This is a genomic window from Pseudomonas sp. BSw22131, assembly GCF_026810445.1.
Taxonomy (GTDB): Bacteria; Pseudomonadota; Gammaproteobacteria; order Pseudomonadales; family Pseudomonadaceae; genus Aquipseudomonas; species Aquipseudomonas huanghezhanensis.
Window position 1 is genome coordinate 3940931 of record NZ_CP113949.1, and the last position, 19481, is coordinate 3960411.

Here is a 19481-nt window from a genome sequence, read left to right on the forward strand (position 1 = left end):
AAGGGCGGCCATTATACGGCTGCAAAAAAAAGACGCCATGCGCTTGTCCACAAAAGCAAACGACCGCCGAAGCGGTCGTTTTACAGTTCAGACAACCAGCAGATCAGACGAGGCGCGAAAGCATCTCCCGCGCTTCGGTAATCTGCACGTCATCACCCTCGGCCACCACCTCGTCGAGGATGTCGCGAGCGCCGTCGGCATCGCCCATCTCAATGTAGGCGCGTGCCAGGTCAAGCTTGGTCGCAGCTTCATCGGTGCCCGACAGAAAGTCGAACTCGGGCTCGTCATCGGCAAGCAGCGCATCGTCTTCAGTGAAGGTCGGTCCACCGTCGAACGGCGTGGCGACCGGCGGCTGCTCCAGACGTTGCGAAAGGCGCTCAAGTTCGGCGTTGACATCATCGATTTCTGAAGCAAACGCCGCTGACGCCTGCTCGGTCTCGATTTCGTCGGCCAGCGATAGATCAAAGTCCGCTGGCAGGTCCAGATCATCTTGAGCCAAGGACGCAGGCTTGGTTTCTCCCAAGCGGGTCTCTCCCAGCTCTGGCTCAGCCTCAAACGCTGGCAACTCACGTAGCTCATCTTCCAGACCCAGAAGATAATCATCCTCGGCCTTCAAGGCAGGCTGATCGTCCGAGAGGTCCAGATCGAAATCCGAAAGCTCATCAGGCTTGGCCGAGACGGCGCCGGTTTGCTCGCGCAGGATCGCATCAAAGTCCAGATCGTCTCGGGTAGCGCCCGGCAGCGGCGCGTCGAGGTCCAGATCGTTCAGGTCCGAACCTGCGGTGCGATCCTCGACATGGGTGGGCGATGCCGCTTCCAGCTCGTCCAGACTCAGGTCGAATGCAGCGTCGAAATCGTCCCGTTCCTGAACCGGGGTTTGCGCCAAAGGTGCCGGAGCAACAGGCGTTACCGGATCGGCAACGGATTGATCGTTGAGCAGGTCTTCGACATATTTCTCGTCGCTTCTGGAAGCCAGAATGGCTGTCGTTGCAGCTGCCGCGGCCAGGGCCGCCGCAGCCGCCATGGCCGGGTAGCGACTTTTCAGCTCTTCGACTTCAGCGTGGTTCTTCCCGGTGGCAGCCAGCTTGCGCTCCTGGGCGATGAAACCTGTCTGGTTATCCTGCTGGGCGTGAAGCTCCATCAGCTTGAGGCGCAGATCGCTGCGCTGAGGTTCTTCGCTGATTGCTTCTTCCAGCAGTGCAACCGCCTGATGGGTGCGGCCGTAAGCGATATGGATTTCTGCCTGAACGAGAGGATCAGCCGGATGTTCGCGGACCGGCTCTGCGACTGCGGTCTGCGCCGGCGGCGTCTTTCCCACAGGAGGGGGCACCTCCAGGCCTTCGAAACTGTTGTCGGACAAATCCATGTCGGAGTCAAACTCGGACTCTTCGGCGAGTGCCCTGGCCATTTTCCGGTGCTTTTCGGCCTCGGCCAGTGCGTTGCGCCGACGGGCCAGCAGTAGCAGCAGCAACAGCAGGATCAGTAATGCACCGCCGCCAATCAAACCTAACAACAGCGGGTTACCCAGCAGGTTGTTAAACGGATTGTTCGACTCAGCGGTCGCGGTGTCGGCAGGGGGCGTTACAGCCAACGGCTGATCCGGCGTCGCTGCAGTCACTGCGGCGCCGTCAACGGGCAACGCATCTTCTGGCGCGATTTCATTTAGCGCCTTGCCCGATGTATCAGGCACTGCGGCATTGGGCGCCGCAGGGTTGGCCACAACGGTGGCCGGCATCGCCGAAGTACCCGGGGCTGCAGGGTTAGCCGCATTGTTAGGATTGGTCACACTGTTGGGGCTGACAGTGCTGTTGGGGTCGTTGACGGGTGGAGGAACTACGGCGCCAGCAGCCTGCATCTTCGCCAACTGGTCATTCTTCAGCTGGATCAGGCGCTGCAGCTTGTCGACCTGACTTTGCAGGTCGCCCATCCGGCTTTTGAGCTCTTCGTTATCGCGGCGTGTGCTGTCCAGACTTTCCTGAGCAGTTGCCAGTTTATTGGACAGCGCAGCATCACCCGCAGCGCCATTAGCGCCGGCTCTGGTGTTGGCAGACACCAGGCTGAGGTTGTCCTGGGCTTCGATCTGCGACGGTGCAGCGCCTGCGCGATCCCGACGGGTGGCGTCGACCTGCCGCGTGCCGCTTGGCAACCGGCGACCCTGACGCCACGCCTGGTTCTGTGCAGCGACCTCAGCGATAGCGCGCGGCTGCGGCATTGCCGTGGATTCTGCCGGACTCGGCAGGCGCAAGACCTGGCCTTTTTTCAGCCGGTTGATATTGCCTGCAATGAACGCATCAGGGTTCAAGGCCTGAATTGCCAGCATGGTTTGCTGCACGGTCCCGCCATTACGCGCGCGCGCGGCGATCTCCCAGAGCGTGTCGTTGTTGGCGGTGGTGTATTGGGTGAACTTGGGCGCGGCAGGCTCAGCGGGCGCGGGCGCCGGTGTCTGACCCGCAGGCTGAGCCTGTGCTGGCGCCGTTGCCGGTGCGGTGGAAGGTAATTGAGCAGCGGCCGGTGCTGCCTCAGGCGTGGATTTGGGCGGATCGAGCAACAGGCTGTATTCGCGCAACGCACGACCGTTCGGCCAAAGCACCTGTACCAGGAACTTCACGTACGGATCACGCACAGGCTTGGTCGACGTGATGCGCAGAACGCTCTTACCGCTGGCATTGATGATTGGCGTGAACGTCAAATCGTCAAGAATCGCCATCCTTCCTACGCCAGCCTGAGCGAATTCCGCAGAGGTTGCCAGGCTGGGCACCACTTGCGCAGCGTTCAGGTCCTGCACTTGCGTCAGCTCGATCTCGGCAAGCAGCGGCTGATTGAGCGTCGACTTGACGGTCAGACCTCCAAGCCCGAGCGCATTTGCCATACCCGATGACAGCGCCGAAGCCGCAGCGATTGCTAATACCAGTTTACGAACCTGAACCATAGCCCATCCCTTGTTTATAAATTCCCCGGCAACCGAGAAGATTAAGCCTGTTAGGGCTTGGGGCGCGTCGTCACGCCGCAGCTAGAATGATTCTTCGAATTGTCGGCAAGTATCTTTTACACAACGTCTTTTATCAACAACTGCGCGACCTGCACAGCATTGAGCGCCGCGCCTTTGCGCACATTATCAGAAGTCACCCACAAATTGAGTTCAGCGGTATCGTCGATACCCTGACGCAAACGCCCTACATAAACAGCATCCTGACCCACTGCATCGCCAACCGCTGTCGGGTAATCGCCTGCATCGACCAGCTCGATACCCGCGGCATCGTCCAGCAACTTACCGACGGCTTTTAGATCCACAGGCCCTGCGGTTTGTATCGACACGCTGAAACTGTCGCCAAAAAACACCGGCACTTGAATGCAGGTCGCCGAGACGTTCAGTAAAGGCAGTGCCAGCAACTCGCGCAACTCGGCGACCAAACGTTTTTCCAATGCAACATGGCCTTCTGCATCCGGAGTACCGACTTGCGCCAGGACGTTGAACGCCATTTGCCGATCAAACACTTTCGGCTCCAGCGGCCGAATGTTTAGCAGTTCAGTGGTTTGCCGAGCCAGTTCGGTAACACCCTCCCGGCCTTGGCTCGACACGGCAAGGCACGCCGTGACGGTGACGCGCTTGATATCCAGCACCGCGCGCAGCGGAGCGATAACAAGCGCAAGTGCCGCAGCGCTCGGGCTGGGGCAAGCGACCTGGAAGGGCTTGGGCAGGCTGGCAAGCAGCTCAGCGTTGATCTCAGGAATGAGGTTGGGTGCCTGCTCGACTGGCAGGCCTGCAGACAAATCGATCACCGCGCAACCGGCAGCGGTGGCGCGTGGCGAGTAGCTGCGGGTGATGGCAGGCCCTGCCGCGAAAAAGACCAACTGCGCCTTGGAAAAATCGAACGCATCAACTTCTCGCACGCGCATATTCTTGCCGCGAAACGGCACTGAATGGCCGGCGGATTCGGCACTCGCCAGTAAATTAAGCGCCCCAACGGGAAAGTCGCATTCTTCTAGAATCTGGACGATGGTTTCGCCGACAGTACCGGTGGCGCCAACAACGGCGATATCAAAGGACTGACTCATGCAAAAACCTCAGGAAAATCGGGGAGCGGCACTTTAACTGCCCAATACACGACAGGCAATTGAAGCGGTGACGCAGCAGCTTGAGCGCCTACGGCTCAAGGCCGATTGTGAAGAACTCACCGCCGCTCCACACACCCAGCCAACGCTGGCCGTCGATGTCACGAGTGACAGCCAGATCCACCAATTGATAAAACACGTTGCGGTGGATCAGTGCTTCGAGATTGCTGCGCACATGCAAATAAGGCGCGGGTGTCTGCGTGACGGGATCGACGCTGACGCGAAGCCTATGCACCGTACTGGCCTCAACCACGTCATCGACGTTGGTGGTAAAACGCAGCACCTGCGTCTCGCCCTCCCCCTCGACTTCCAGCAACACGGCCACAAAGGGCGCGTCATCGACAGTGATGCCCACCTTCTCCACCGGAGTGATCAGAAAGTAGGCATCGCCTTCTCGGCGAATGATGGTCGAAAACAGTCGAACCATAGGCTTGCGGCCAATCGGCGTGCCCAGGTAATACCAGGTTCCATCGCGGGCGATACGCATGTCGATATCGCCACAGAACGCTGGATTCCATAGATGCACCGGCGGCAAACCCTTGCCCGCGCTTTTGTCGAAACTGGGGATCTGCGCCAGTAAATCATTGGCTTTACCCGGCCCACTCATGCTTGCTCCTTAGCGACGCTCTGCACCAATCAAGCTACGAGCGTAGTCTTCCATCGGCCGCCCAAGCAAATCTTCAGGCTTGGTGTCGTAAAGCGTCAGCAATCCACCACGAATGTGAATCCGCGCAGAATCGATCAGATAGCGGGTGTTGGTTTCGATCAGCATAAGCTGAATGACCCCGCTGTCGACGCCCAACCGGTCCAGCGCCTCTTGGTCTGACCAATCATCGAACGTGCCAATGCGGTCGTCAGCGCGGGCGAACCGGGTGTACAGCAAATAGTGTGCGCCTGCGGCACGCGCCTCGTTCATCGCCTCGTCCAGCCCTTCAGCAGCCCGCGCCCGGCGGACCATCGGGAAGTATTCGACAAAACCTTTGAACGCCTCTTCAGCGACTACGTTAGGCCGCGGATAAGCGCCGCCCGGCGGCACGAATGCGCCTTGGGCGATATAGATGAAGGAATCGGGTTGCACACGGAAATTGTTGATGCGGCGTGTAGAGCTGTGATCAAGCAGCCCAGCGTCGCTGAGCTCGTCATGCGCGCCTTGCGCCAAATCACTGACGTGCATGCACCCGCTCAAACTCAACAGCGCCAGTATTAGCACCAGGCTACGCATTATTCTCTCCAAAGGCCGACGACGGAAAACCGGCGAATGGTCGTCTAATGCAGCTTTTGCGCCACTTCGGTCAGGCGCCCGGGATTTCTGGCTTCGGATCGTGAGCAGGATCGGTGTCGCGCTTGCGTTTGTTGCCCATGCGTACGCCGATGTCCATCAGAAACTGGAAAAAGCCTTCCTGATCCTCAAGCACATTGCTCCAGAACGGCGAGTGATACAGCGCAACCGCCCCATGCACCAAGGCCCATGCCGCGCAATAGTGGAAATAAGGCGGGACATCCTCAAGTTTGCCTTCTGAAATGCGCCCCTTGATCAGCAGCGTGAGGTGCTCGAAATTGGAGGCGCGGATGGCATGCAGCTCCTCGACCATCTCAGGGACTTGATTGCCCTTGACCACCTTCTCTTCCAGCCGATCGAACAACCGGTACCTCTGAGGGTCGCGCATGCGAAACTCGAAATAGGCGCGGGAAAGGGCTTCTTTGTCTTTGTCGACATCGGCAGAGTGCAGGAGCTCGTTCAAGTCGCGCTCGTAGTCGAGCATCAAGCGCAGATAGATCTCCGCTTTGGACTTGAAATGCTTGTAGATAGTACCTTTGCCGATACCCACGGCATCAGCAATCATCTCGACGGTGACGCTGTCTTCACCCTGTTCGAGAAACAGCTTGAGCGCGATGTCGAGAATTTCTTGTTCACGGCGCCGAAACTCACGGACCTTACGAGGTTCTTTGTGCATAGGAAGGGGCTGTGGGATCAAAATCGAAGCCGCACATTATGCCTAACTCGCGCCAAATTGCACGGATCATCCGACCATGTTCACGTTACTTGACGAATTCGCCCAAGCGCCTGGCTTGCGCTATTTAAACCATGCCGCAGTCGGTCCCTGGCCAAAACGCGCTGCCGATGCGGTCGCAAGTTTTGCCCAAGAGAACGTTTTGCTCGGCGCACGCGATTACCCGGAATGGATGAAGGTGGAGCAGCGCCTGCGTGAACGCCTGATGCGATTGCTGAATGCGCCGTCGACCGATGACATTGCTTTGGTCAAAAACACCTCTGAAGCCCTTTCATTTGTCGCTTTTGGCCTCGACTGGAGGGAGGGTGACCAAATCGTCATCAGCGATGAAGAGTTCCCCTCGAACCGAGTGGTGTGGGAAGCGTTGAAACCTCAGGGCGTGGAGGTCATTCAAGTGAGCATGGCCAGCGAAGACCCTGAGCAAGCGTTGCTGCAGGCCTGCGGCCCGCGTACACGGTTGCTATCCATCAGCGCCGTGCAATTCGCAACTGGCATACGGCTGGACCTCGACCGGCTGGGACATGGCTGCAAACAGCGCGGCGTGTTGTTCTGCGTCGACGCCATTCAGCAGTTGGGCGCCCTACCCTTCGATGTTCAGGCCAGCCAGTGCGACTTCGCCATGGCGGACGGCCACAAATGGATGTGCGGTCCCGAGGGACTTGGCGTGTTCTATTGCCGCGCGGCGTTGCGCCCGCAGCTCAAACTCAGCGAGTTCGGCTGGCACATGCTTGAGCACATGGGTGATTACAGTCGCCGCGAATGGCAACCGGCAAGCAGCGCGCGGCGTTTTGAGTGCGGCAGCCCGAATACCTTGGGCGCCATGGCGCTGGATGCGAGTCTGTCTTTGCTGGAGGAAGTGGGCATGCAGCGCGTGGGCGAAGCGCTGGCTGAACGCGTGCTGTGGCTGGAAGAAGGCCTGAGCACGATTGCTGGAGTGCGGTTGCACACTGCTCGAGATCCGCAACGCAGAGCGGGCATTTTGTCGTTCAGCATTGACTCAATGCCTGCGACGCAAGCGTGGCCATTGCTGATGCAACAACAGGTGGTGTGTTTGCCAAGAGGCCCAGGGATCAGGTTTTCCCCGCATTTCTATACGCATTCACAGGTGATCGAGGAAAGTTTGCAGGCAGTGGCAAGGATTGCTGCGCTTTGAGGTATCAGTAAGCGCTCAAGTATTCCAAAACTGTTTAAAAAATGTACAACCCCCCGCTGGACGCCTGCCGATTCTGACCAATACTTATATTCACTGACGAGGCATCTCCCCCAATTGCAGCGTCAGTAAAGGCACCGACGGACCGAGTGTCTTTGTTTACTCCTAATGGTCTTAACCCGGATTCCCCCCCAGAACCCGGGTTTTTTTTACCCGGGATTTTCCTGGCAGGCGTTCAAGGCGAACTAGCCGACATGGGCCAGCGGGAACAAACGACGAAAGTTGTCCGTGGTTTGCTCGGCGAATCGCTCGTAGGTTTCCCCACGAAGCATGGCAAGAAACTCAGCGACTTCACGCACGTACTGCGGCAGGTTGGGCTTGCCCCGGTATGGGATCGGCGCCAGATACGGCGAGTCGGTCTCAACCAGTAATCTGTCTGCAGGCACCTTGCTGGCCACATCGCGCAGCGCCTCTGCGTTGCGGAACGTGACAATCCCCGACAATGAAATATAGAAACCGATATCGAGCGCGGCCTTGGCCATTTCCCAATCCTCGGTGAAGCAGTGCAACACGCCGCCTTGAGGCAAAGCCGCTTCACGCAGCAGCGCCAACGTGTCGGCACGTGCGCCTCGGGTATGCACGATCACGGGTTTTGCGGTGATATTGGCGGCCTGAAGGTGCAAGCGAAAGGATGCTTGCTGTAACTCGGCGGCTTCGGGTTCGTAGTGGTAATCCAGTCCGGTTTCGCCAATGGCAACCACTCGCGGGTGATCGAGCTCTTTCAACAGCCATTCAAGCGCAGGCTCTTCTCCAGGCTTGAGATCCAGCGGATGAATGCCGACCGAGCAATCCACGTCATCGTACCGACCTGCGAGGGCCTTCACGGCACCTGCGTTATCAGCACTGACGCCGATGCACAAAAAATGCCCGACACCCCGATTGCGCGCCGCGTCGAGGGCTGCATCGAGGGAGCCTGCGTGTTCGGTGAGGTCAAGACGGTCAAGGTGACAATGAGAATCTACGAGCATGGGGGCGTGACAACTTACATCGTATGGGTAGGACGGTCGGATTTGAGAGCACCGGCCAGGTAATTTTCGATCATGTTGCGTGCGGTGTTATCGCCATCATTGAACTGCACACCGACGCCGGCAGCCCGGTTGCCCTGCGCACCCTTGGGTGTGATCCAGGTGACTTTACCGGCAACCGGGATTTTCTCCGGTTCGTCCATCAGGTTCAGCAGCATGAACACCTCGTCTCCCAGCTTGTAGCTTTTGCTGGTCGGGATGAACAAGCCGCCGTTCTTGATGAATGGCATATACGCCGCGTAGAGGACAGACTTGTCCTTGATGGTCAGGGACAGAATGCCGTTACGCGGACCTGGACTCAGTGGCAAACTCATCGTGACTCCCCGGTGATGATTCTGATTTCTTGCGCAGCGCGGGCCAGTCTACCCTCGACCGGTCAGCTCTGCCCACTGCACCAATAAAGCTTCGAGCAGCAACACCCGGTTCAAGTTCGCTTTCGCCATGACTTTCTGACGCTGCGCCAGCACCCAGTCCTGTATCGACAGCACTTTGCCTTTAGCGGTTTTTTGCGCCAGATACTGAATCACTTTGCGCATGTCTGCCAGCCCGAGCCCGTCTTCATCCCCGGTCAGTTGATAGCGCAGGATCAAATGCGACCAGTCGCAGAACCAGTCAAACAGCAACAACAACGGCACATCTTTCCAGCCTTCTGCCAATTGCGTGGGTGACGCCTGTTGCTTGAGCAGCTTCTTGACGCCTTCGACCACAAGCGCGCGCTTCTCGCGAACGCCTTGGGCCTGAAGGCTGACCGCCGCCAGTGGCGAACCCGCCGCCAGCGTCAGCAGTTCGACCCGCTCATCTTCGCTTGAGCCCGGCAACGCCTGTGCCAGCCACGCCAGGCTCATGGCCTCGCCTGGTAGCGGACACGCCTGCTGCACGCAACGACTTTTGACGGTTGGCAGCAAACGGCTGGGCTGGTGGCTGACCAACAGCAACACGGTATTGCCGGAGGGCTCTTCAAGACTTTTTAGCAGGGCGTTGGCGGCGTTGACGTTCATCGACTCGACAGGCTCGATCAACACCACTTTTCGACCGCCCATCTGCGCGGTCTGAACCACGAAGCTGACCAGATCACGTACTTGATCAACCTTGATCGCCTTGTCGGCTTCCTCGGGTTCAAGCACGTAATTGTCGGGATGGCTGCCAGCCGCGAGCAGCACACAGGATTTGCACTCACCGCATGCATCGAGCCCCAAAGGTCGCTGGCACAACAGCCGGTGCATCAGGCGCTCGGCCAACGCGCGCTTGCCGATGCCCGCCGGGCCGTGCAGCAGATAAGCGTGTGCATGCTGCGCACGGCCAGCCATTTGCTGCCAGAGACTGTCCTGCCAGGGATAGGCTTCAGGCATGTCGACGGTCCGCGAGCAGGCTCAGCAGTTCAGGAATCAGGATGCTCAGAGAGGACTGGACTTCAGACAACGACAGCGCAGCGTTGACCAGCCGATAGCGCTCGGGGGCAGCACTTGCGCGCTTCAGATACGTACTGCGGACGGCCTCGAAAAACGCTCGCCCCTCCTGCTCGAAGCGGTCAAGTCGGCCGCGCGCCGTGGCCCGCGCCAAACCGATTTCCACTGGCAGGTCAAAGACCAGCGTGATGTCCGGACGCAATGCGCCCTGGACAAAGGCCTCAAGGGTGGCGATGCGCTCGATGGACAGGCCGCGGCCTGCGCCTTGGTAAGCATAAGTCGCATCGGTAAAACGGTCGCACAGCACCACCGCGCCACGCGCCAGCGCCGGGCGAATCACCTCAGCCAAATGCTGGGCACGCGCCGCGAACACCAGCAGCAACTCAGTATCCGCGTTCATAGACTCGTCGCTCGGGGTAAGCAGCAACTCGCGAATCCGCTCGGCCAAGGGCGTTCCGCCCGGCTCACGCGTCAGCACAACATCGACGCCATGACTGCGCAGGCACTCGGCGAGGTATTCACGATTGGTGCTTTTGCCCGCGCCTTCCGGCCCTTCCAGGGTAATAAACAAACCAGTCACAGGCGGTCCTTAAATGGATTCATTGCGGCGTCTCACCGCTTTTTTCAGGTGTGTCAGCCGACTCGCCCGGCGCTGTCGATTTGTCGACGGCCTTGTCATTTGCAGACGGCTCGGCGGCCTTTTCAGGCACAAGCACTGCAGGCGCTGCGGGATCGGCAGCGGGCGCCGGAATCAAAACCGGTGCCGGGCTGGAACGGTAGTCTGAACGGCGCTTTAACTGGAACTCTTTCACGGCCGCATTGTGCGCATCCAAATCGGCGGAGAATACGTGGCTGCCGTCGCCCCGAGCGACGAAATACAGACTGTTGCCGGCCACCGGGTTCATCGCCGCATGAATCGCCTCACGCCCCACCATCGAAATCGGCGTGGGCGGCATCCCTGAAATCACGTACGTGTTGTAAGGCGTAGCTTCCTTGAGAAAAGCGCGTGTGAGTTTGCCGGTGTAACGTTCGCCCAGACCGTAAATAACGGTCGGGTCGGTCTGCAACAGCATCCCCAGTTTCAATCGCCGGACAAATACGCCAGCGATCTGCCCGCGCTCTTGCGGCACGCCGGTCTCTTTCTCGACAAGGGACGCCATGATCAGCGCTTGATAGGGATCGGCATAGGGGGCTTCTGGCGCACGCTTGTCCCATTCTTCCTCAAGTACCTCATCCAGACGGTTGTAGGCCTGTTTGAGCAACTCAAGGTCAGTCATGCCACGCACGTAGCGGTAGGTGTCGGGAAAGAAGCGCCCTTCCGGGAAGACATCCGGATGCCCCAGCCGCGCCATTAACTGGCTGTCACTGAGGTTGGCAAGGGTCTGCTCAAGCTTGGGTTGTTTGCCGAGCGCAGCGCGGACCTGACGAAAATTCCAGCCTTCAACCAGCGTCAGGCTGTACTGCACGACATCGCCCTTTTGCCACTGGGTCAGCAGCGATCTTGCATCCATGCCGGGCGTCATGCGGTATTCGCCGCTGTGCAACGACTGTTCAGCCAGATTGAAACGCCAGTAAAGACGCAGCCAGAAAGCGCCCTTTATTACGCCGTCGGCCTGAAGACGATTGAGCACACCGGTGGGCGATGAACCTGCCGGGACGTCCACCAGTTGTTCCTGGGTCAGCTTCAACGGTTGCTGCAGCGCAGTGTGCTGCTGCCAGAAAGCCAGCCCCAGTGACAACCCCGCCAGAACAACACCCGTCTCCAGCAAGACTAATAATTTTCGGATCACGAATCAGATATCCAGAAGCCTGCAGGCAAGATTTTGCAGTTTACGGGTGAGCGGCCCAACCGACCAGTGCTGCCGTTCGAAGCCCGTGACAGGCCAAATGCCGTAAACGCTGTTGCAGACAAACACTTCATCTGCCTGAGCCAGATGCGTCATCTGAAGATCAGCTATCTGAACGGTAATACCCGTTGAACGAGCCTGATCCAGCAACTCGGCGCGCATAACACCGGCCACACCGCAGCGGCTCAGGTCGGCGGTAAAAAGCACGTCTTGCGCGACCAAAAACAGATTGCTGTGCACGCCCTCGACAATACGACCGGATGTGTCACGCATCAGCCCCTCAGCATGAAGGGCGTCGCGCCACTCACCGCGCGCGATGACTTGTTCCAGTCGGTTCAGATGCTTGAGGCCAGCGAGTAAAGGTTGCTCGGCGAGGCGTGTCTGGCAGGGGAAAAGCCTGATCCCCTGCTCCGCATGAGCGGCGGGATAAACCGGCAGCGCGCTGCTCTGAAGAATCCGGCGAGGTGTCGCATCGGGTGCGGGTGCATAACCGCGTTGACCGTCACCGCGCGTGACGATCAGCTTGAGTACGCCTTCGCCCATTTGAGCGGCAAAGGCATTGCACTCATCCCGCAACAGCTTCAGATCAAGATTTATCGCAAGGCGACTTCCGCCGCTCGCGAGACGTTGCAGGTGACGGTCCAGCAGCGTTGGCTGGCCTGACTTGACCAGCACGGTCTCGAACAGGCCGTCGCCGTAGGCAAGCCCCCGATCCTTGACCCCCAGAACCTCGGTGGGCCTGCCGTCGACCCAGCACAATGTCATTCCGCGAACCGGCGAAACACCAGAGAGCCGTTTGTACCGCCAAAGCCGAACGAGTTGGACAGCACCACGTCGATCGGCATATTGCGCGCCTCATGCGCAACGAAGTCCAGGTCACAGCCTTCACCGGGCTCATCCAGGTTAATGGTTGGCGGCGCCGCCTGGGCGTTGATCGCCAGGACACTGAAAATCGCTTCGACAGCACCCGCAGCGCCAAGCAAATGCCCGGTCATGGACTTGGTTGAGCTCACTGCCAAGTTATAGGCGTGATCGCCGAACACCGACTTGATGGCGTTGGCTTCAGCCAGATCGCCAGCGGGCGTTGAGGTGCCGTGTGCGTTGATGTATTGAACTTGCTCGACGTTGACCCTGGCGTCACGCAGCGCATTGGTGATGCAGCGTGCAGCGCCCGCCCCATCGTCTGGCGGCGAGGTCATGTGAAACGCATCGCCACTCATGCCGAAGCCCAGAAGCTCGGCGTAGATGGTCGCACCGCGCGCCTTGGCATGCTCCAGTTCCTCGAGAACCAGCGCACCCGCACCGTCGGACAGCACGAAACCATCGCGCCCCTTGTCCCATGGACGGCTCGCCCGGGCAGGATCATCGTTGCGCGTAGACAACGCACGCGACGCCCCGAAGCCACCCATGCCCAGACCACACGCTGCCATCTCGGCGCCGCCTGCAATCATCACGTCTGCTTCATCGTAAGCAATGTTGCGCGCAGCCATACCGATGCAGTGCGTACCAGTGGTACACGCCGTAGCAATGGCGTAATTGGGGCCCTGTGCGCCTAGATGGATCGACAGGAAACCGGAAATCATGTTGATGATCGAGCCCGGCACGAAGAACGGTGAAATACGCCGCGGGCCAGACTGATGCAAGGTACGACTGGTGTCCTCGATGTTGGTCAGACCACCAATCCCGGAACCCATGGCCACGCCGATGCGCTCGCGGTTGCTATCGTTGACTTCAAGCCCGGCGTTACGTACAGCCTGAAACCCGGCTGCCAGGCCGTATTGAATGAACAGGTCAAGCTTGCGGGCTTCCTTGAGCGAGAGATATTGCTCGACATCAAAGCCTTTGACAGAGCCGCCGAAGCGAGTGCTGTAGGCCGAAAGATCCGTGTGTTCGATTAGGCCAATGCCACTGTGACCAGCCAGAATGCCTTGCCAGGTGCTCGGCACATCGGTGCCCAATGGCGTCAGCATACCCATACCGGTGACCACGACGCGTCTACGCGACACAGGACTCTCCTTTTTTCAAATGACGACACGCTGCAGCGTTTCTTAAAGAAAAAACCGCACGCCGGAAGGCAGTGCGGTTTTTCCACAACAGCAAGCGACGATTACAAACTGTTACGCCTGATGCTTGGTAACGTAATCGATAGCAGCTTGAACAGTGGTGATCTTCTCGGCTTCTTCGTCAGGGATTTCGGTCTCGAATTCCTCTTCCAGAGCCATTACCAGCTCAACGGTGTCAAGGGAGTCGGCACCCAAGTCTTCAACGAAGGAAGCAGTGTTTACAACTTCCTCTTCCTTGACGCCAAGTTGTTCGGCAACGATTTTCTTGACGCGTTCTTCGATGGTGCTCATACCGTGTGTTAACTCCTAGTGGACAAATTCAGGCAGCTGGCCGATGGGTAAGTGTATAGAAGAGGTTTTGCGTATTTCAAGCTAAACGCAATTCCCGCTACGCCCATCGCCTCCTGCCCATTAAAAGATTTCAGCTTTATAACGGATTTTAGACAGATCGTATTACATTTTTTTGAAGCGACAGATCACATGTACATGCCGCCGTTCACGGGGATTGTAGCCCCGGTAACGTAGCCTGCACCTTCCGAAGCAAGAAAAGCGACCACGTGCGCGATCTCTTCTGCTTGCCCCAGTCGACCCAGAGGAATCTGGCTCGTCAGGGAATCACGTTGTGCCTGAGGCAGCTCACGGGTCATATCAGTGTCGATAAAACCTGGTGTCACCGAGTTCACAGTAACCGACCGTGAGCCCACTTCACGCGCCAGAGCGCGGCTAAAACCTTCAAGCCCCGCTTTCGCGGCGGCATAGTTTACTTGTCCTGCGTTGCCCATGGCACCTACAACCGAACCAATACTGATGATTCGTCCCCAACGAGCCTTGGTCATGCCCCGCAAAACGCCTTTGGACAGGCGATACAGGCTGGTCAGGTTGGTGTCGATGACATCATGCCATTCGTCATCTTTCATGCGCATCATCAGGTTGTCACGAGTAATACCGGCATTATTGACCAGGATCAATGGTACGCCGACACGCTCCTGAATCAGCGCAAGGGTGGCGCTGACCGACTCATCGCTGCAAACGTCCAACGCCAGACCGAAGCCTTCGATACCGTGTTCCTTGAAGCTTGCGGTGATGCGCTCGGCACCCGCTTCGGACGTCGCGGTACCAACAACTGTAGCGCCATTACGGCCCAATTCCAGCGCAATGGCTTGGCCGATGCCACGACTCGCGCCGGTAACCAGCGCAACTTTACCTTGCAGGCTCATGCAAGCGTCTCCTTATCAGGCCAATGCCGCGCGGGTGGCGGCGAAGGCGTCGGGGGTATTGAGGTTGTAAGTCGTCACGCCATCGGCGCAGCGCTTGTTAAGGCCGGCCAGTACTTTGCCCGGCCCGCATTCGACCAGTTGCAACGCACCGTTGGCCGCCAGCGCCTGGATCGATTCAACCCAGCGCACAGGTTTGTAGAGTTGTTGCAGCAAATCAGTCTTGAGCGTGTCGAGATCGGCAACCACGCTTGCGCTGACGTTCTGAACCAAGGCAATTTTCGGAGCTTGCCAATCGATAGCGGCGACCGAGTCGGCGAAGCGTTCGGCTGCCGGACGCATGAGCTCGCAATGCGAGGGCACGCTCACCGGCAACGGCAACGCGCGCTTGGCGCCTTTGGCCTTGCACAGCTCGATGGCGCGATCAACCGCTGCCTTTGCACCCGCAATGACGACCTGGCCGGGCGAGTTGAAGTTAACCGCACTGACAACGGCGCCCTGAGCTGCTTCGGCACAGGCTGCGATGACATCGGCATCTTCCAGCCCGAGAATGGCAGCCATACCGCCCTGCCCTGCTGGCACTGCTTCTTGCATCAACTGACCACGACGCTCCACCAGCTTTACTGCGTCGGCCAGCGACAAACTGCCAGCGGCGACCAAAGCGCTGTACTCGCCAAGACTGTGACCCGCAACGAAGGCAGGCAGCGCACCGCCTTCGGCCAGCCATACCCGCCAGAGCGCGACGGATGCGGTGAGGATTGCCGGCTGGGTTTTATCCGTTTCGTTGAGCAGAGCTTCGGGCCCCTGCTGGGTCAGCGCCCAGAGGTCGTAACCCAAGGCATCGGAGGCTTCTTGGAACGTCTCCTGGATCAATGGGTACTGAGCGCCAAGCTCGGCCAGCATGCCGAGTGACTGCGAGCCCTGACCGGGAAAGACGAATGCGAGGGATGCAGACATTAAACAAGCCCCTGATGAGTGTCGTCGAAATAAACGCCCGGCTTCGCCGCGCGCGAGAAAGTCTATGCGAAACAGTTGGTCATTTGGATGACCAGCCAGTCACTGGCGTCACATTTTAGCGCAAGCCCTGACCAGGCCAGGCCTCCCGGCCTACAGAAGCTTCTCCAGACGTCCGCTGAGGCGCTCTGGCAGGTTCTCCTGAATCTCGATGAGCGCCCGTGCGATTGCGCTTTGAAAGCCTTGCACACCTGCAGAACCATGGCTCTTGACCACGATGCCCTGCAACCCGAGAAAGCTCGCGCCATTGTGCCTGGCTGGCGCAAGGTCGTCCTTCAAGCGCCTAAGCATCGGCATCGCCAATGCCCCAACAGCTCTGGACAGAAAATTTGCGCTAAACAGGGTTTCGATGCGCTCACCAATCATCGTTGCCAGGCCTTCACTGGATTTGAGAAGGATATTGCCGACAAAACCGTCACATACCACCACGTCCGCCTCACCCCGGTACAGCCCATCGCCCTCAATGAACCCCACATAGTTGAGGCCCGGCGCAGTCTGCAACAAAGCGGCGGCGAGCTTCACCTGCTGATTGCCCTTGATGTCCTCAGTACCCACATTGAGGAGTGCAACCCGGGGCCGAACTACGCCCAGCGCCTCTGCGGCCACTGATCCCATCACCGCGAACTGATACAGATGCTGCGCACTGCAATCGACATTCGCGCCCAGGTCCAGCAAGTGACAATAGCCACGCTGCGTCGGCATGGCAGCGACCATCGCAGGACGATCAATGCCTGGCAGCGTCTTGAGAACAAAACGAGACAAAGCCATCAGCGCACCGGTATTACCCGCACTGACGCAAGCCTGCGCCTGACCACTTTTTACCAACTGAAGAGCAACGCGCATCGACGAGTCCGGCTTGCCCCGCAAGGCCAGCGCCGGACGATCATCCATGGTAATGACCTCTTCAGCATTCACGACGGACAGGCGCGAACGATCCGCGTCAGGCTTGCTGGCGATCAATTGTTCAATAAGGGGGGCTTGACCGACGAGGGTCAGGTGGAGCGAGGGTTTTGCAAGAAGACAGGCAAGGCTGGCCTCGACAATGCTGCGGGGACCGAAGTCCCCGCCCATTGCGTCGATCGCGATGACCGGAGCGGACAAGAAATTACTCGTCAGCGCCCTTGTCGATCACTTTACGACCACGGTATACGCCTTCTGGCGATACGTGGTGACGCAGGTGAATTTCACCAGTGGTCTTTTCCACGGACAAGGTGCTTGCCTCAAGAGCGTCGTGCGAACGACGCATATCACGGGCAGAGCGGGATTTTTTGTTCTGCTGAACAGCCATAATTGATTAACTCCTAAACGTTTGGGTCACGCTTTAACTGCGCCAATACACTGAACGGGTTGGACCGCGTTACCTCGTCCTCGCTCGGCTCGGGCTCATCAAGGCCCGCCGGCTGCTGGCATTCTTTCGGATCATGCAGCGGCACAATGGGCAAGGCGAGCAGAAGCTCCTCCTCGATCAGTGCCAACAGATCCAATGGATCTTCGCCGAGTTCCAGCACGTCATAGCCTTTCGGCAACGACTGGGTGTTTGCACCCTCCTTCACCACGATGTAACTGCATTCGCTGTGGATCGGCAGGGTGACCAGCTCAAGACAACGCTGGCAAACCATTTTGACTTCGACGTCGATGGCGCTGTGGATAACCACAGTCCGACGTTCGTCTCGTTCAAAAACGAATTTCGCCTGCACTGTACCGAGATTGTCAGCAAGCGGGTCGCAGAGTCTCTCCAAATCAGCCAGCAGCATTTCTCCCTTAAGAGTAGTGCCACGATCAGCTAATTTGCGCGGGTCAAGGTGAGGTGGAATCGGGTCATTCAACATAGGCGCAGCATTCTAGGGACGAGCCTTGTAAGTGTCAAAGGAAATTCCTGTCTGTTCGTAGCGCGAGGCACTGATTACACTCGACTTTCATGTTATGGAGAACTTCATGCTGCCTTTGCTCCTTGCCTCCAGCTCGCCTTACCGCCGCGAACTGCTTGAACGCCTGCGACTGCCGTTCGTCTGCGCCTCACCTGACATCGACGAAAGCCCGCAACCTTCAGAGACAGCTACAAATCTTGTCCAGCGACTCGCCCGAGAAAAAGCTCAAGCTCTCGCAGCCCGCTTCCCTGGCCATTTGATCATCGGTTCCGACCAGGTCGCCGTTCTTGACCAGCAAATACTTGGCAAGCCCCACACGTTCGAGAGCGCACGACAGCAACTGCTGGCGAGCAGCGGCAAAAGCGTGTCATTCCTTACCGGGCTGGCACTTCTCAACACTGACACCAATCACTGCCAGGTGGACTGTGTTCGTTTCACGGTTCACATGCGTGAACTCACCGTTGAACGCATCGAGCGCTACCTGCAAGCAGAGCAGCCGCTCGACTGCGCTGGCAGCTTCAAGGCCGAAGGACTGGGAGTGAGCCTGTTCCGCGCCACTGAAGGCCCGGACGCTACCAGCCTCATCGGCCTGCCGTTAATAAGGCTGGTGGACATGCTGATGGACGAAGGCATCGACCTGCCCTGACCCCTTCAAAGAAACAAACCCGACCAATGGCCGGGCTGGATACCGATCAACACAGGATCAACGCAAGGTCGGCCCGCCAAAGCCGGCCCACATTGCAATCCGCTCGGCCATGCTGGCCCCAAGCTTTTTCGAGAAGCGGTCAAACGGGGACTCCTGCACAGTGTAATCAACGATATCTTTCTCGCCGATCACGTCGCGCGCAACCGAACTGGAACTGCCAAGCCCGTCAACCAGACCCAGCGCAACAGCTTGCTCTCCAGTCCAGACCAGACCAGAAAATAGCTCCGGATGCTCTTTATCCTTCAAGCGGTCGCCACGACCCGCCTTGACGCTGGCAATGAACTGGTTGTGAGTGGTGTCGAGCACACCCTGCCAGAAGGCAGTCTCATCGGCTTTGGGCGGCTGGAACGGATCAAGAAACGCCTTGTGTTCGCCCGAGGTGTACGTACGACGATCAACACCCAACTTCTCCATGGTGCCGACAAAGCCGAAACCTGCAGCAGTCACGCCAATCGAACCCACCAGACTGGCCTTGTCCGCATAGATCTGGTCCGCAGCACTGGCAATGTAGTAAGCACCTGAAGCACCCAGATCACTAATGACCGCATACACTTTGATATCCGGCTTGAGCGCACGCAGACGGCGAATTTCATCATAGATATAGCCGGACTGAACCGGGCTGCCCCCAGGACTGTTGATGCGCAGAATGACGCCTTTGGTTTTCTCGTCATCGAACGCTGCGCGCAACGCGGTGACGATATTGTCGGCACTGGCGGCCTCCTTGTCGGCGATCATGCCCTGGACATCGATCAAGGCGGTGTGACTGGTTTTGCGTGATGCCCCTTTCCCAAAGTCCATCAACGGCGAAAAAATCAACAGCGCTGCGAAGAGATAAAGGAAGGTCAGCGATTTGAAGAAGATGCCCCACCGACGTGACCGGCGCTGCTCCTGAACACCGGCCAGCAGTGTTGTTTCCAGCAGCTTCCAGCTTTTCGCCTCAGCCTTGCTCTCAACCACCTCATCATTGCCTTGCGCGGTGGTTGCTTTCCATTCGTCCGACATA

Annotated in this window: 21 protein-coding genes; 2 read left to right on the forward strand and 19 right to left on the reverse strand. The window is 58.4% G+C overall.

Annotated features, from left to right (window positions below; all coding sequences use genetic code 11):
• Window positions 1-103 precede the first annotated feature (103 nt).
• The 5 genes from OYW20_RS17635 to OYW20_RS17655 all read right to left on the reverse strand — a co-directional run bounded on the left by OYW20_RS17635 (window position 104) and on the right by OYW20_RS17655 (window position 6068).
• Entirely contained in the window at window positions 104-2929 is a 2826-nt protein-coding gene (locus OYW20_RS17635) for a FimV/HubP family polar landmark protein (RefSeq protein ID WP_268797221.1), read from the reverse strand.
• Window positions 2930-3045: 116 nt separating this feature from the next.
• Window positions 3046-4056, reverse strand: a complete 1011-nt coding sequence (locus OYW20_RS17640; RefSeq protein WP_268797222.1) for an aspartate-semialdehyde dehydrogenase — start codon at window positions 4054-4056, stop codon at window positions 3046-3048.
• Between the two features lie 88 nt (window positions 4057-4144).
• A complete protein-coding gene (locus OYW20_RS17645; RefSeq protein WP_268797223.1) occupies window positions 4145-4720 on the reverse strand; it encodes a DUF1285 domain-containing protein in 576 nt (191 codons plus the stop codon).
• A gap of 9 nt (window positions 4721-4729) precedes the next feature.
• Window positions 4730-5335, reverse strand: coding sequence for a DUF4823 domain-containing protein (locus tag OYW20_RS17650; RefSeq protein WP_268797224.1), 606 nt, complete (start codon window positions 5333-5335; stop codon window positions 4730-4732).
• A gap of 70 nt (window positions 5336-5405) precedes the next feature.
• On the reverse strand, window positions 5406-6068 hold the full coding sequence (locus OYW20_RS17655) for a TetR/AcrR family transcriptional regulator (protein ID WP_268797225.1): 663 nt from the start codon (window positions 6066-6068) through the stop codon (window positions 5406-5408).
• A gap of 76 nt (window positions 6069-6144) precedes the next feature.
• Between OYW20_RS17655 and OYW20_RS17660 the strand changes: the two genes are divergently transcribed.
• Window positions 6145-7278, forward strand: a complete 1134-nt coding sequence (locus OYW20_RS17660) for an aminotransferase class V-fold PLP-dependent enzyme (protein WP_268797226.1) — start codon at window positions 6145-6147, stop codon at window positions 7276-7278.
• Window positions 7279-7520: 242 nt separating this feature from the next.
• On the opposite strand, the gene OYW20_RS17665 is transcribed toward OYW20_RS17660, so the two are convergent.
• From OYW20_RS17665 to OYW20_RS17725, 13 genes are all read right to left on the reverse strand, one after another.
• Window positions 7521-8303 (reverse strand): TatD family hydrolase, encoded by a 783-nt coding sequence (locus tag OYW20_RS17665; protein ID WP_268797227.1) that lies wholly within the window; start codon window positions 8301-8303, stop codon window positions 7521-7523.
• 14 nt (window positions 8304-8317) lie between these two features.
• A complete protein-coding gene (locus OYW20_RS17670; RefSeq protein WP_268797228.1) occupies window positions 8318-8674 on the reverse strand; it encodes a PilZ domain-containing protein in 357 nt (118 codons plus the stop codon).
• A 48-nt stretch (window positions 8675-8722) separates the two neighbouring features.
• Window positions 8723-9709: a DNA polymerase III subunit delta' gene (locus OYW20_RS17675; protein WP_268797229.1), complete on the reverse strand. Its 987-nt coding sequence runs from the start codon at window positions 9707-9709 to the stop codon at window positions 8723-8725.
• The gene (gene tmk, locus OYW20_RS17680; RefSeq protein WP_268797230.1) at window positions 9702-10346 is read right to left on the reverse strand and encodes a dTMP kinase; all 645 of its coding nucleotides are present in this window, start codon (window positions 10344-10346) and stop codon (window positions 9702-9704) included. Before tmk ends, OYW20_RS17675 begins: the two co-directional genes overlap by 8 nt.
• Before the next feature lie 19 nt (window positions 10347-10365).
• The gene (mltG, locus tag OYW20_RS17685; protein ID WP_268797231.1) at window positions 10366-11556 is read right to left on the reverse strand and encodes an endolytic transglycosylase MltG; all 1191 of its coding nucleotides are present in this window, start codon (window positions 11554-11556) and stop codon (window positions 10366-10368) included.
• Window positions 11557-11559: 3 nt separating this feature from the next.
• Window positions 11560-12378: an aminodeoxychorismate lyase gene (gene pabC / locus OYW20_RS17690; protein ID WP_268797232.1), complete on the reverse strand. Its 819-nt coding sequence runs from the start codon at window positions 12376-12378 to the stop codon at window positions 11560-11562.
• Entirely contained in the window at window positions 12375-13619 is a 1245-nt protein-coding gene (fabF, locus tag OYW20_RS17695; protein WP_268797233.1) for a beta-ketoacyl-ACP synthase II, read from the reverse strand. The genes pabC and fabF overlap by 4 nt, the downstream gene beginning before the upstream one ends.
• A gap of 111 nt (window positions 13620-13730) precedes the next feature.
• Window positions 13731-13967 carry an acyl carrier protein gene (acpP, locus tag OYW20_RS17700; RefSeq protein ID WP_008375095.1) on the reverse strand — a complete coding sequence of 79 codons (237 nt, stop codon included), beginning with the start codon at window positions 13965-13967 and terminating at the stop codon, window positions 13731-13733.
• Window positions 13968-14152: 185 nt separating this feature from the next.
• Complete coding sequence (gene fabG / locus OYW20_RS17705; protein ID WP_268797234.1) at window positions 14153-14893, reverse strand: 3-oxoacyl-ACP reductase FabG; 741 nt, start codon at window positions 14891-14893, stop codon at window positions 14153-14155.
• A 15-nt stretch (window positions 14894-14908) separates the two neighbouring features.
• Window positions 14909-15847, reverse strand: coding sequence for an ACP S-malonyltransferase (fabD, locus tag OYW20_RS17710; RefSeq protein WP_268797235.1), 939 nt, complete (start codon window positions 15845-15847; stop codon window positions 14909-14911).
• Between the two features lie 150 nt (window positions 15848-15997).
• A complete protein-coding gene (gene plsX / locus OYW20_RS17715; RefSeq protein WP_268797236.1) occupies window positions 15998-17005 on the reverse strand; it encodes a phosphate acyltransferase PlsX in 1008 nt (335 codons plus the stop codon).
• A gap of 4 nt (window positions 17006-17009) precedes the next feature.
• Window positions 17010-17192: a 50S ribosomal protein L32 gene (gene rpmF / locus OYW20_RS17720; RefSeq protein WP_002552688.1), complete on the reverse strand. Its 183-nt coding sequence runs from the start codon at window positions 17190-17192 to the stop codon at window positions 17010-17012.
• Between the two features lie 13 nt (window positions 17193-17205).
• On the reverse strand, window positions 17206-17733 hold the full coding sequence (locus tag OYW20_RS17725) for a YceD family protein (protein WP_268797237.1): 528 nt from the start codon (window positions 17731-17733) through the stop codon (window positions 17206-17208).
• Window positions 17734-17839: 106 nt separating this feature from the next.
• Between OYW20_RS17725 and OYW20_RS17730 the strand changes: the two genes are divergently transcribed.
• Window positions 17840-18418, forward strand: coding sequence for a Maf family protein (locus OYW20_RS17730; RefSeq protein ID WP_268797238.1), 579 nt, complete (start codon window positions 17840-17842; stop codon window positions 18416-18418).
• 57 nt (window positions 18419-18475) lie between these two features.
• Here OYW20_RS17730 and OYW20_RS17735 read toward each other — a convergent pair whose 3' ends face one another.
• On the reverse strand, window positions 18476-19480 hold the full coding sequence (locus OYW20_RS17735; RefSeq protein ID WP_268797239.1) for a S49 family peptidase: 1005 nt from the start codon (window positions 19478-19480) through the stop codon (window positions 18476-18478).
• Window position 19481: the final 1 nt, after the last annotated feature.